The following is a 12,448-nucleotide window of genomic DNA, read 5'->3' as shown; positions in this document are numbered from 1 at the left end:
TTCGCGGCCCCTTACAGCTTCATCAGGCTGGCGTCGTCGACCGAGGCCGAGTGGCGGGAACGGAACAGCGACACGATGATCGCGAGGCCGACCACGACCTCCGCGGCGGCGACGACCATCGTGAAGAACGCGATGATCTGGCCGTCGAGGTTGCCGTGCATCCGGGAGAACGCGACGAACGCGAGGTTGCACGCGTTCAGCATCAGCTCGATGCACATGAACACGACGATCGCGTTCCGCCTGATGAGCACGCCGGTGGCGCCGATCGTGAACAACAGGCAGGCGAGATAGAGGTAGTTGACCGGGTTCACTTCGTCGCCTCCTCTGAACGCTCGAGGCGGTCGGCCGAGCGCTGCTCCAGGGCCTTGAGGTCGCTGAGCGCCTCGCCCGAGACGTCACGGATCTGGCCGCGGTCGCGCAGCGTCCCCATGACGGTCAGCTCGGACGGGGTGCCGTCGGGCAGCAGGCCCGCGATGTCCACCGCGTTGTGCCGGGCGTAGACGCCGGGGGCGGGCAGCGGCGGCAGGTGCTTGCCGTCGCGGATGCGCTGCTCGGACAGCTCCCGCTGGGTCTTGGCCCGCTCGGTGCGCTCGCGGTGCGTGAGCACCATGGCGCCGACCGCGGCGGTGATCAGGAGGGCGCCGGTGATCTCGAAGGCGAAGACGTACTTGGTGAAGATGACCGTGGCGAGGCCCTCCACATTGCCGCCCGCGTTCGCCTTGCCCACGCCGTTGAAGTGCGTGAGCGAGGCGTTGGCGATGCCCGCGATCAAGAGGACGCCGAAGCCGAGCCCGCACAGGGCGGCCAGCCAGCGCTGCCCCTTGACGGTCTCCTTGAGGGAGTCCGCGGCGGTGACACCGACGAGCATGACGACGAAGAGGAACAGCATCATGATCGCGCCGGTGTAGACGACGATCTGCACGATGCCCAGGAAGTACGCCCCGTTGGCCAGGTAGAAGACCGCGAGGATGATCATGGTTCCGGCGAGGCACAGGGCGCTGTGCACGGCCTTCTTCATCAGGATCGTGCACAGCGCGCCGATGACGGCGACCGTGCCGAGGACCCAGAACTGGAAGGCCTCGCCGGTGGAGGTCGAATAAGCGGCGAGCTGCGTCATCACCGGATCACCTGCTCCGACGCGGGCTCGTCCTCACCGAACGTACTGGCCGCCTCCTGGGGCGTCTCGCCCTTGCTGACGGCGACCTGGCGCTCGGTGCCGGGCGCCGCCTCGGTGACCAGACCCCGGTAGTAGTCCTGCTCGTCCGTGCCGGGGAAGATCGAGTGCGGCGAGTCGACCATGCCCTCCTCCAGACCGGCGAGCAGTTGCTCCTTGGTGTAGATGAGGTTGGCGCGGCTGCTGTCGGCCAGCTCGAACTCGTTCGTCATCGTCAGCGCGCGCGTGGGGCACGCCTCGATGCACAGGCCGCACAGGATGCAGCGGGCGTAGTTGATCTGGTAGACGCGGCCGTAGCGCTCGCCCGGGGAGTAGCGCTCCTCCTCGGTGTTGTCCGCGCCCTCCACATAGATGGCGTCCGCCGGGCAGGCCCAGGCGCACAGCTCGCAGCCGACGCACTTCTCCAGGCCGTCCGGATGGCGGTTGAGCTGGTGCCTGCCGTGGAAGCGGGGAGCGGTGGTCTTCTTCTGCTCCGGGTACTGCTCGGTCAGCCGCTTCTTGAACATGGCCTTGAAGGTCACGCCGAAGCCGGCGACGGGGTTCATGAACCCGGGCGCGGTGTCCTTCTCGTTCTCGTTCGCATGCTCGTCAGCCATCGGACGCCTCCTTTCCGTCACGAGATCCGCCGAGTGATTCGTCACTCGCAGTATCGGGCCCACCACTGACAATCAACTCGCGCTCACGGCGCGGGCGTCGACGCGGTACGGGTGGGAGGGTCTGTCCGGGCAGCGGCGGCACCGGGAACCCGCCCGCCATCGGGTCGAACGCGACCGGCTCCTCGGCCTCCGCGCTCCGCTTCGCGCCCCGGTCGCGGAAGATGTCGACCACGAACGAGAGCAGCAGGATCACGAGGATGGCGCCGCCGATGTAGAGGGCGATGTCGGCGAAGTCGTAGTTCTCGTTGTGCAGGGTCCGCACGGTGGCGACGAGCATCAGCCACACCACGGAGACCGGGATGAGGACCTTCCAGCCGAGCTTCATCAGCTGGTCGTAGCGGACGCGGGGCAGCGTGCCGCGCAGCCAGATGAAGAAGAACAGCAGCAACTGCACCTTGACGACGAACCAGAGGAGCGGCCACCAGCCGTGGTTCGCGCCCTCCCAGAACGTGGAGACCGGCCAGGGTGCGCGCCAGCCGCCCAGGAAGAGCGTCACGGACACCGCGGAGACCGTCACCATGTTCACGTACTCGGCGAGCATGAACATCGCGAACTTGATCGACGAGTACTCGGTGTTGAAGCCGCCGACGAGGTCGCCCTCGGACTCCGGCATGTCGAACGGGGCGCGGTTCGTCTCGCCGACCATCGTCACGATGTAGATCAGGAACGAGACCGGCAGGAGCACGATGTACCAGCGGTCGTGCTGCTGGGCGACGATCTCCGAGGTCGACATCGAGCCCGAGTACAGGAACACCGAGGCGAACGCGGCGCCCATCGCGATCTCGTAGGAGATCATCTGCGCGCAGGAGCGCAAGCCCCCGAGGAGCGGGTACGTCGATCCGGAGGACCAGCCCGCGAGGACGATGCCGTAGATGCCGACCGAGGCGACCGCGAGGATGTAGAGCATCGCGATCGGCAGGTCGGTGAGCTGCATCGCCGTACGGTGGCCGAAGATCGAGACCTCGTTGCCCGACGGGCCGAACGGGATCACGGCGATCGCCATGAACGCGGGGATCGCGGCGACGACCGGCGCGAGGACGTAGACGACCTTGTCCGCGCGCTTGACGATGACGTCTTCCTTGAGCATCAGCTTGATGCCGTCGGCGAGCGACTGGAGCATGCCCCAGGGGCCGTGCCGGTTCGGGCCGATGCGCAGCTGCATCCAGGCGACGACCTTGCGCTCCCACACGATGGAGAACAGCACGGTCACCATCAGGAAGGCGAAGCAGAACACCGCCTTGACGACGACCAGCCACCAGGGGTCGGTGCCGAACATGGACAGGTCCTCGGCGGCCAGCGGGCTCGATGCCGCGGGGCTCAGTGCCATGGGGCTCAGTGCCATGACGCTCATGACTGCACCTCCGGGGCCGCGGCGGGCGCCGGGCCGATCTTCACCAGGTCGCCGGGGAAGGCACCGGTGTCCGAAGCGACGCCCGCGCCCGCGGAGTTGAGCGGAAGCCACACCACGCGGTCGGGCATCAGCGTGACCTGGAGCGGCAGCGCGACCGCGCCCGCGGGCCCGGTGACGGCGAGCGCGTCGCCGTCCTTGACCCCGAGTTCGGCGGCGGTGGCGGCGGACACGCGCGCGTGGGCGGCGTGCCGGGTACCCGCGAGGGCCTCGTCGCCGTCCTGGAGGCGGCCCTGGTCGAGCAGGAGCCGGTGCCCGGCGAGCACGGCCTCCCCGGCTGCCGGGCGCGGCACCGGGGCGCCGGTCTCCAGCGGCTCGCTCGCGTGCGGCCCGTCCCAGTTGCCGAGCCGGTCCAGCTCGCGGCGTGCGGCGCGCAGGTCGGGCAGGCCCAGGTGGACGTCCATGGCGTCGGCCAGCATCTGGAGCACGCGCCCGTCCGTCGGAGCGACGCGGCGCGTCATCTGGTCGGGCTTGAGCGCGGCCTCGAACATCCGGGCGCGGCCCTCCCAGTTGAGGAAGGTGCCCGCCTTCTCGGCGACCGCGGCCACCGGGAGGACGACGTCCGCGTGCTCGGTGACCTCGCTCGGCCGCTGCTCCAGGGAGACCAGGAACCCGACCTCGTGAAGCGCTTCACGCGCGCGTGCCGGGTTCGGCAGGTCCGCGATCTCGACCCCGGCGACGACCAGGGCCCGGACCTCGCCGGTGGCGGCGGCCTCGACGATCTGCCCGGTGTCCCGGCCGAAGCGGTGCGGCAGCGCCGCCACGCCCCAGACGGCGGCGACCTCGTCCCGCGCGCGCGGGTCGGTCGCCGGACGGCCGCCCGGAAGGAGGGACGGCAGCGCGCCCGCCTCGACGGCGCCGCGCTCACCGGCCCGGCGCGGAATCCACACCAGCTCGGCGCCGGTCGCGGAAGCGGCCCGTACGGCGGCCGTCAGGCCACCAGGAACGGCCGCGAGCCGCTCACCGACGACAAGGACGGCGCCTTCTGCGCGCAGCGCCTCGGCGGCGGCTGCACCGGCCGCGCCCTCCAGACCGACCCCGGAGGCGAGCGCGTCCAGCCAGTCGGTCTCGGTGCCGGGAGCGGCGGGCAGCAGCGTGCCGCCGGCCTTCTCCAGACCCCGCGTCGCGTGCGTGGCGAGGGAGAACACCTTCTGGCCGTGCTTGCGCCACGCCTTGCGAAGCTTGAGGAAGACGCCGGGCGCCTCCTCCTCCGACTCGAAGCCGACGAGCAGCACCGCGGGCGCCTTCTCCAGCTTCGTGTACGTGACCCCGCTGCCGTCCAGATCACGGCCGCGACCGGCGACACGCGCCGCCAGGAAGTCCGCTTCCTCGCTGCTGTGCACGCGCGCGCGGAAGTCGATGTCGTTCGTGCCGAGGGCGACCCGGGCGAACTTGCTGTACGCGTACGCGTCCTCGACCGTGAGGCGGCCCCCGGTCAGGACACCGGCGCGGCCGTGCGCCTCGCCGAGCCCGCGCGCGGCGACCTCCAGGGCCTCCGGCCAGGACGCGGCCCGCAGCTCACCGGAGTCGGCGTCCCGCACGAGCGGCGTCGTCAGCCGGTCGGGCCGCTGCGCGTACCGGAAGCCGAAGCGGCCCTTGTCGCAGATCCACTCCTCATTGACCTCGGGATCGTTGGCCGCAAGGCGGCGCATGACCTTGCCGCGCCGGTGGTCGGTGCGGGTCGCACAGCCACTGGAGCAGTGCTCGCACACCGACGGCGACGAGACGAGGTCGAAGGGCCGGGAGCGGAATCGGTACGCCGCCGAGGTCAGCGCGCCGACCGGGCAGATCTGGATGGTGTTCCCGGAGAAGTACGACTCGAACGGGTCGCCCTCGCCCGTGCCGACCTGCTGGAGCGCACCGCGCTCGATCAGCTCGATCATCGGGTCGCCCGCGATCTGGTTCGAGAACCGGGTGCAGCGCGCGCAGAGCACGCACCGCTCGCGGTCGAGCAGCACCTGCGTGGAGATCGGCACCGGCTTCTCGTAGGTCCGCTTCTTGCCCTCGAAGCGCGAGTCCGACTGGCCGTGCGACATCGCCTGGTTCTGCAGCGGGCACTCGCCGCCCTTGTCGCAGACCGGGCAGTCCAGCGGGTGGTTGATGAGCAGCAGCTCCATCACACCGTGCTGCGCCTTCTCGGCGACGGGCGAGGAGAGCTGGCTCTTGACCACCATGCCGTCGGTGCAGGTGATGGTGCAGGACGCCATCGGCTTGCGCTGGCCCTCCACCTCCACGATGCACTGGCGGCAAGCGCCGGCCGGGTCGAGGAGCGGGTGGTCGCAGAATCTCGGGATCTCGATGCCGAGGAGTTCGGCGGCGCGGATCACCAGGGTGCCCTTGGGCACGCTGATCTCGATGCCGTCGATCGTCAGCGAGACGAGATCCTCGGGCGGAACGGCCGCCTCGCCGCCCCCGGAGGGAGCGCTGGTCGTGACGGTCATGCGTTCACCTCCGTGCGGTGCTGGTCGGCCCAGACGGTGGAGCGGGCCGGGTCGAAGGGGCAGCCCTTGCCCGTGATGTGCTGCTCGTACTCGTCGCGGAAGTACTTGAGCGACGAGAAGATCGGCGAGGCGGCGCCGTCGCCGAGGGCGCAGAACGACTTGCCGTTGATGTTGTCGGCGATGTCGTTCAGCTTGTCGAGGTCGCTCAGGGAGCCCTTGCCGGCCTCGATGTCGCGGAGCAACTGCACGAGCCAGTACGTGCCTTCGCGGCAGGGTGTGCACTTGCCGCAGGACTCGTGGGCGTAGAACTCGGTCCACCTCGTGACCGCGCGCACGACGCAGGTCGTCTCGTCGAAGCACTGGAGCGCCTTGGTGCCGAGCATCGATCCGGCGGCGCCGACGCCCTCGTAGTCGAGGGGGACGTCGAGGTGCTCGTCGGTGAACATCGGGGTGGAACTGCCGCCCGGCGTCCAGAACTTGAGTCGATGGCCGGGTCGGATGCCGCCGCTCATGTCGAGGAGCTGGCGCAGCGTGATGCCGAGCGGGGCCTCGTACTGGCCGGGCGAGGCGACGTGGCCGCTGAGCGAGTAGAGCGTGAAGCCGGGCGACTTCTCGCTGCCCATCGACTTGAACCAGTCCTTACCGCGGTTCAGGATCGCGGGAACCGAGGCGATGGACTCGACGTTGTTCACCACAGTGGGGCACGCGTACAGGCCCGCGACGGCAGGGAAGGGGGGACGCAGTCGCGGCTGACCACGCCGGCCTTCGAGCGAGTCCAGGAGTGCGGTCTCCTCACCGCAGATGTACGCGCCCGCGCCCGCGTGCACGGTGAGTTCGAGGTTGAGGCCGGACCCCAGGACGTTCTGCCCGAGGTACCCGGCCTCGTACGCCTCGCGGACGGCCTCGTGCAGGCGCCGCAGTACGGGGACGACTTCGCCGCGCAGGTAGATGAAGGCGTGCTCGGAGCGGATCGCGTAGCAGGCGATCACGATGCCCTCGATGAGGCTGTGCGGGTTGGCGAAGAGGAGCGGGATGTCCTTGCAGGTCCCGGGCTCCGACTCGTCGGCGTTGACCACCAGGTAGTGCGGCTTGCCGTCGCCCTGCGGGATGAACTGCCACTTCATGCCCGTCGGGAAGCCCGCGCCGCCGCGGCCGCGCAGGCCCGCGTCCTTCACGTAGGCGATCAGGTCGTCCGGCTCCATGGCGAGGGCCCTGCGCAGTCCCTCGTAGCCGTCATGGCGCCGGTAGACGTCCAGGGACCAGGACTTGTCCTCGTCCCAGAACGCGGAGAGGACCGGTGCGAGCACCTTCTCCGGGCTGGTGTCGTTGTTCTCGACTTCGGCTGCCAAGGTCATCACTCCCCCTCCTCGGCGGCGGGGCCCGCCGGGTGGGCCGGGTCGGAGGCCGATGTGTCCTGCGGCGCGTCGTGCGAGCTGAGGTGCTCGGAAGGCGACGGGTCGTGGGGCGTGTCGCCCTCGGTGGGCTCGGCGCGCGGGTGGACCACGCGCGCGGGCTCCGCCTCGCCCTTGGCGAGACGAAGGCCGATCAGGGACGCGGGGCCCGCGCTGCCGCTCGCCTCGACGGCGCCCTCGCGCTGGTCGGGGAAGCCGGCCAGGATGCGCGCCGTCTCCTTGAAGGTGCAGAGCGGGGCGCCGCGGGTCGGGGAGACCGGCGCTCCCGCGCGCAGGTCGTCGACGAGCCGTTTGGCGGAGTCGGGCGTCTGGTTGTCGAAGAACTCCCAGTTCACCATCACCACGGGCGCGTAGTCACAGGCCGCGTTGCACTCGATGTGCTCAAGGGTGATCTTGCCGTCGTCCGTGGTGCCGCCGTTACCGACGGACAGGTGCTCCTGGAGCGACTCGAAGATCGCGTCGCCGCCCATGACGGCGCACAGGGTGTTGGTGCAGACACCGACCTGGTAGTCGCCGCTGGGGGCGCGCCGGTACATCGTGTAGAAGGTCGCGACGGCCGTGACCTCGGCGGTGGTCAGGCCGAGCACGTCGGCACAGAACTGCATGCCGGTGCGCGTGACATGGCCCTCCTCCGACTGGACGAGGTGGAGCAGCGGGAGGAGCGCCGAGCGCGAGCCGGGGTAGCGAGCGATGATCTCCTTCGCGTCGCTCTCCAGGCGGGCTCGGACGTCGTCCGGGTAGGCGGGCGCGGGCAGCTGTGGCATGCCCAGACTCACGCCCTGCTCCGAAGAACTGGTGGTCACCGGTCGACGCCTCCCATCACGGGGTCGATGGAGGCGACGGCGACGATGACGTCGGCGACCTGGCCGCCCTCGCACATCGCGGCCATCGCCTGAAGGTTGGTGAAGGACGGGTCGCGGAAGTGGACCCGGTAGGGGCGGGTGCCGCCGTCGGAGACGACGTGCACGCCCAGCTCGCCCTTGGGCGACTCCACGGCGGTGTACGCCTGTCCCGGCGGGACCCGGAACCCCTCGGTCACCAGCTTGAAGTGGTGGATGAGGGCCTCCATGGAGGTGCCCATGATGTTCTTGATGTGGTCGAGCGAGTTGCCGAGTCCGTCCGGGCCGAGGGCCAGCTGGGCGGGCCAGGCGATCTTCTTGTCGCCGACCATGACCGGGCCCGGGGCGAGCCGGTCGAGGCACTGCTCGACGATGCGCAGCGACTGGCGCATCTCCTCCAGGCGGACCAGGAAGCGTCCGTAGGAGTCGCAGGTGTCGGCGGTCGGGATCTCGAAGTCGTACGTCTCGTAGCCGCAGTACGGGTCCGTCTTGCGCAGGTCGTGCGGGAGGCCCGCGGAGCGCAGGATCGGTCCTGTGGCGCCGAGCGCCATGCAGCCCGCGAGGTCGAGGTAGCCGACGTCCTGCATACGGGCCTTGAAGATGGGGTTCCCGGTGGCGAGCTTGTCGTACTCCGGGAGGTTCTTCTTCATCTTCTTCACGAACTCGCGCAGCTGGTCGACCGCGCCGGGCGGCAGGTCCTGGGCGAGTCCGCCGGGCCGGACGTACGCGTGGTTCATGCGCAGCCCGGTGATCAGCTCGTAGAGGTCGAGAATGAGTTCACGATCACGAAAGCCGTAGATCATGATCGTGGTGGCGCCGAGCTCCATGCCGCCCGTGGCGATGCAGACCAGGTGGGACGACATCCGGTTCAGCTCCATGAGGAGCACGCGGATGATGTTCGCCCGGTCGGGGATCTCGTCCTCGATACCGAGGAGCTTCTCGACGCCGAGGCAGTACGCCGTCTCGTTGAAGAACGGCGTCAGGTAGTCCATGCGCGTCACGAACGTGGTGCCCTGCGTCCACGTGCGGTATTCGAGGTTCTTCTCGATGCCCGTGTGCAGGTAGCCGATGCCGCAGCGGGCCTCGGTCACCGTCTCGCCGTCGATCTCCAGGATGAGGCGCAGCACGCCGTGCGTGGACGGGTGCTGGGGACCCATGTTGACGATGATGCGCTCGTCGTCGGACTTGACCGCCGACTCGACGACCTCGTCCCAGTCGCCGCCGGTGACCGTGTAGACGGTCCCTTCGGTTGTCGCGCGCGAAGTTGCGTGGGGAGTGGTCACGAGTACGACCTCCGCTGGTCCGGAGCCGGGATCTGGGCGCCCTTGTACTCGACGGGGATGCCGCCGAGCGGGTAGTCCTTGCGCTGCGGGAAGCCCTGCCAGTCGTCCGGCATCATGATCCGGGTCAGCGCGGGGTGGCCGTCGAAGACGATGCCGAAGAAGTCGTACGCCTCGCGCTCGTGCCAGTCGTTGGTCGGGTACACGCCGACCAGGGACGGGACGTGCGGGTCCGTGTCCGGCATCGAGACCTCGAGGCGGATCAGCCGGCCGTGGGTCAGCGAGCGCAGGTGGTAGACGGCGTGCAGCTCGCGGCCCTTGTCGCCGGTGTAGTGGACGCCGCTCACCCCCGTGCACAGCTCGAAGCGGAGCGCCGGGTCGTCGCGCAGGGTCTGTGCGACGCGCGGCAGGTGCTCGCGCTCGATGTGGAAGGTCAGCTCGCCGCGGTCGACGACCGTCCTGTCAATGGCGTTCTCGGGGACGAGTCCCTGCTCCTCCAGGGCGCCCTCCAGCTCGTCGGCGACCTCGTCGAACCAACCGCCGTACGGGCGGGCCGACTCGCCAGGGAGCCGGACAGAGCGGACAAGTCCGCCATAACCGGAGGTGTCGCCGCCGTTGTTGGCGCCGAACATGCCGCGCTGGACGCGGATCTCCTCGCCCTGGTCGCCGCGCTGCCCCGGGAGGTTCGCGGCACCGAGGTCCTTCTCGGGGTTGGCCCCGTCGTTCTGCGCGTCACTCACCGCAGCAGCCCCTTCATCTCGATCGTCGGGAGCGCCTTGAGCGCCGCTTCCTCCGCCTCGCGGGCCGCCTCCTCGGCGTTCACGCCGAGCTTGGAGGACTGGATCTTCTGATGGAGCTTGAGAATCGCGTCCATCAGCATCTCGGGCCGGGGCGGACAGCCGGGCAGATAGATGTCGACCGGGACGACGTGGTCGACGCCCTGCACGATCGCGTAGTTGTTGAACATGCCGCCGGACGAGGCGCAGACGCCCATGGAGATGACCCACTTGGGGTTCGGCATCTGGTCGTAGACCTGGCGCAGGACGGGCGCCATCTTCTGGCTCACCCGGCCCGCGACGATCATCAGGTCCGCCTGGCGTGGCGATCCGCGGAAGACCTCCATGCCGAACCGCGCCAGGTCGTAGCGGCCCGCGCCTGTCGTCATCATCTCGATGGCGCAGCACGCGAGGCCGAACGTGGCGGGAAAGACGGACGACTTGCGCACCCAGCCCGCGGCCTGCTCGACGGTGGTCAGCAGGAATCCGCTCGGCAGCTTTTCTTCGAGTCCCATTGGTCTGTGGCTCCCGGTCTCCCCTGTGCGGGGCTCAGTCCCATTCCAGGCCGCCGCGCCGCCACACGTACGCGTACGCGACGAAGACGGTGAGCACGAAGAGCAGCATCTCCACGAGCCCGAAAACCCCCAGGGCGTCGAAGGTGACGGCCCAGGGGTAGAGGAAGACGATCTCGATGTCGAAGACGATGAAGAGCATCGCCGTCAGGTAGTACTTGATGGGGAAGCGCCCGCCACCGGCCGGCGTCGGGGTCGGCTCGATCCCGCACTCATAGGCTTCAAGCTTGGCCCGGTTGTACCGCTTTGGACCGATAAGCGTGGCCATGACCACGGAGAAGATCGCAAAGCCTGCCCCGAGGGCTCCCAGTACGAGGATGGGCGCATACGCGTTCACCGCTCCTCGCTCCTCTCAGTCGGCACTGACTGCTGGCGTCGCTTGAGCTCGCGGTTCCGCTCCCACCACGCAAACGGTTGAAGATCGCTTACATGTGAAGCAGGTCACAAGCCCAACTTGCCCCGCATCCTATGCCTGCCACTCTGTGATCTGCGACACGGGGTACGCCAACTACTTTGTGATCTCCACCACCTGACGAACGATCATGAAGTCGGATGAGCGGTGATCTTCACACTCGAAGCGCCTGAGTGATCACCAGTGGTGACATCTTGGCTTGTCATGGCTGGTGAGAGGCGTGTTGCACTATCAAGAAGCGAACCGCGCAGGCAAATTGGCGCTGGACACGGGTGGCTGATAGTGGCCGTCGTTCACACATCAGGGTGAGAGGTGTGGACGGAACTGGACACGAGGCCGACCCCTAGGGGTCGATTGTGACCTGCGTCACGCGCCTGACGGGGCGACGGAAACCGGGCTTGGCCAACGGTGTCAACAGGTGGTAGGCGTCGGGCAATTCGGACGAATAGCGGAAAGACCGTGATCACAGCCTCGATCAAGGCTGTCCGTATTGCCCGTTACGGCGTCAATAAGGCCCGCAGCGGGCCGGTTTCATGCCGCAGCTTCACAACTGTGGCGCACCACACGTTTCTTGATGGGAACCGTGAAGCCCTGATAGCGGTTGTACTCATGTCCCACACCGCTCACATACCCAGCCACCGGAAGCCCCGTCGCAGCGCCTCCAAGATGGCCCTGCGCGCCGGAGTCACCGGTGGCGTGCTCAGCACCCTCGCCGTGGCTGGTGCGTCCGGTGCGGCGAACGCTGCCGAGCCGGTCACCCAGACCCTCGAGCTGCCCACGCTCACCACCGACCTGTCCTCCCAGGTCGCCCAGTCCGCGGACGCCACCCAGCAGGCCGCGGCCAACTACCAGCTCCAGGCCGAGCGCGACGAGGCCTTCGCGAACGCCGCGAAGCAGGCCAAGAAGGACCAGGCCGCCGCCGAGAAGAAGGCGGAGGCCAAGAAGAAGGCCGAGGCCGAGGCCGCCGCCAAGGAGAAGGCCGAGCGCGAGGCCGCCCAGCAGGCCGCCTCCCGCTCCAGCGAGCGCACCACGCTCGCCGCCACCGCCTCCACCGGTTCCGGCGCCTCGACGGCCTCCACGACCGCGGCCGCCCCGGCCAGCGGCTCCGTCGGCGCCGTCATCAGCTTCCTGCAGGCGCAGGTCGGCGACGCGTACGTGATGGGCGGCACGGGCCCCAACTCGTGGGACTGCTCGGGCCTCGTGCAGGCCGCCTTCAAGCAGGCCGGCGTCGACCTGCCGCGCACCTCGCAGGAGCAGTCGACCTTCGGCACCTCGGTCTCGCTGTCCAACCTCGCGGTCGGCGACATCCTCTACTGGGGCGGCGCGGGCTCGGCGTACCACGTGGGCGTCTACATCGGGAACGGCCAGTACCTGGACGCCGCGAACCCCTCCAAGGGCGTCGTGATCCAGGACCTGTCCGGCTACCCGGCGAGCGGCGCGGTCCGCGCGCTCTGAGCCACCCGCACACGCGAAGGCCG

The 12,448-nt window shown here is 69.1% G+C and carries 12 protein-coding genes; 1 reads left to right on the top strand and 11 read right to left on the bottom strand.

Going from position 1 to position 12,448, the window contains the following annotated elements; translation table 11 throughout:
- Positions 1 to 11: 11 nt before the first annotated feature.
- The 11 genes from nuoK to C1N81_RS26800 are packed head-to-tail and all read right to left on the bottom strand — an operon-like array spanning position 12 to position 10,895.
- Complete coding sequence (nuoK, locus tag C1N81_RS26850; protein WP_111663767.1) at positions 12 to 311, bottom strand: NADH-quinone oxidoreductase subunit NuoK; 300 nt, start codon at positions 309 to 311, stop codon at positions 12 to 14.
- Positions 308 to 1,117, bottom strand: coding sequence for an NADH-quinone oxidoreductase subunit J (locus C1N81_RS26845; RefSeq protein ID WP_394433284.1), 810 nt, complete (start codon positions 1,115 to 1,117; stop codon positions 308 to 310). Before C1N81_RS26845 ends, nuoK begins: the two co-directional genes overlap by 4 nt.
- Positions 1,117 to 1,770 (bottom strand): NADH-quinone oxidoreductase subunit NuoI, encoded by a 654-nt coding sequence (gene nuoI, locus C1N81_RS26840; RefSeq protein WP_394433282.1) that lies wholly within the window; start codon positions 1,768 to 1,770, stop codon positions 1,117 to 1,119. The genes C1N81_RS26845 and nuoI overlap by 1 nt, the downstream gene beginning before the upstream one ends.
- Positions 1,763 to 3,172: an NADH-quinone oxidoreductase subunit NuoH gene (gene nuoH / locus C1N81_RS26835; RefSeq protein WP_394438253.1), complete on the bottom strand. Its 1,410-nt coding sequence runs from the start codon at positions 3,170 to 3,172 to the stop codon at positions 1,763 to 1,765. Before nuoH ends, nuoI begins: the two co-directional genes overlap by 8 nt.
- Positions 3,173 to 3,177: 5 nt before the next feature.
- A complete protein-coding gene (locus C1N81_RS26830) occupies positions 3,178 to 5,679 on the bottom strand; it encodes an NADH-quinone oxidoreductase subunit G (RefSeq protein ID WP_394433280.1) in 2,502 nt (833 codons plus the stop codon).
- Positions 5,676 to 7,034 carry an NADH-quinone oxidoreductase subunit NuoF gene (gene nuoF, locus C1N81_RS26825; protein WP_394433278.1) on the bottom strand — a complete coding sequence of 453 codons (1,359 nt, stop codon included), beginning with the start codon at positions 7,032 to 7,034 and terminating at the stop codon, positions 5,676 to 5,678. Before nuoF ends, C1N81_RS26830 begins: the two co-directional genes overlap by 4 nt.
- Entirely contained in the window at positions 7,034 to 7,894 is an 861-nt protein-coding gene (gene nuoE, locus C1N81_RS26820) for an NADH-quinone oxidoreductase subunit NuoE (protein WP_394433276.1), read from the bottom strand. Before nuoE ends, nuoF begins: the two co-directional genes overlap by 1 nt.
- Positions 7,891 to 9,213 (bottom strand): NADH-quinone oxidoreductase subunit D, encoded by a 1,323-nt coding sequence (locus tag C1N81_RS26815; protein ID WP_394433274.1) that lies wholly within the window; start codon positions 9,211 to 9,213, stop codon positions 7,891 to 7,893. The genes nuoE and C1N81_RS26815 overlap by 4 nt, the downstream gene beginning before the upstream one ends.
- On the bottom strand, positions 9,210 to 9,950 hold the full coding sequence (locus tag C1N81_RS26810) for an NADH-quinone oxidoreductase subunit C (protein WP_394433272.1): 741 nt from the start codon (positions 9,948 to 9,950) through the stop codon (positions 9,210 to 9,212). Before C1N81_RS26810 ends, C1N81_RS26815 begins: the two co-directional genes overlap by 4 nt.
- The gene (locus C1N81_RS26805) at positions 9,947 to 10,501 is read right to left on the bottom strand and encodes a NuoB/complex I 20 kDa subunit family protein (protein ID WP_006133126.1); all 555 of its coding nucleotides are present in this window, start codon (positions 10,499 to 10,501) and stop codon (positions 9,947 to 9,949) included. Before C1N81_RS26805 ends, C1N81_RS26810 begins: the two co-directional genes overlap by 4 nt.
- 34 nt (positions 10,502 to 10,535) lie before the next feature.
- Positions 10,536 to 10,895, bottom strand: coding sequence for an NADH-quinone oxidoreductase subunit A (locus tag C1N81_RS26800; RefSeq protein WP_007383963.1), 360 nt, complete (start codon positions 10,893 to 10,895; stop codon positions 10,536 to 10,538).
- Positions 10,896 to 11,579: 684 nt separating this feature from the next.
- Between C1N81_RS26800 and C1N81_RS26795 the strand changes: the two genes are divergently transcribed.
- Positions 11,580 to 12,425: a C40 family peptidase gene (locus C1N81_RS26795; RefSeq protein WP_394433269.1), complete on the top strand. Its 846-nt coding sequence runs from the start codon at positions 11,580 to 11,582 to the stop codon at positions 12,423 to 12,425.
- The last annotated feature ends 23 nt before the right edge of the window (positions 12,426 to 12,448 follow it).

It is taken from the genome of Streptomyces sp. SGAir0957, assembly GCF_043523415.1.
This window is presented reverse-complemented; position numbering and strand designations above follow the sequence as displayed.

Coding starts and splice junctions, on each gene's coding strand:
- C1N81_RS26845 (WP_394433284.1), bottom strand. CDS start 1,117: ATGACGCAGCTCGCCGCTTATTCGACCTCCACCGGCGAGGCCTTCCAG.
- nuoI (WP_394433282.1), bottom strand. CDS start 1,770: ATGGCTGACGAGCATGCGAACGAGAACGAGAAGGACACCGCGCCCGGG.
- nuoH (WP_394438253.1), bottom strand. CDS start 3,172: ATGGCACTGAGCCCCATGGCACTGAGCCCCGCGGCATCGAGCCCGCTG.
- C1N81_RS26830 (WP_394433280.1), bottom strand. CDS start 5,679: ATGACCGTCACGACCAGCGCTCCCTCCGGGGGCGGCGAGGCGGCCGTT.
- nuoF (WP_394433278.1), bottom strand. CDS start 7,034: ATGACCTTGGCAGCCGAAGTCGAGAACAACGACACCAGCCCGGAGAAG.
- C1N81_RS26805 (WP_006133126.1), bottom strand. CDS start 10,501: ATGGGACTCGAAGAAAAGCTGCCGAGCGGATTCCTGCTGACCACCGTC.
- C1N81_RS26795 (WP_394433269.1), top strand. CDS start 11,580: ATGTCCCACACCGCTCACATACCCAGCCACCGGAAGCCCCGTCGCAGC.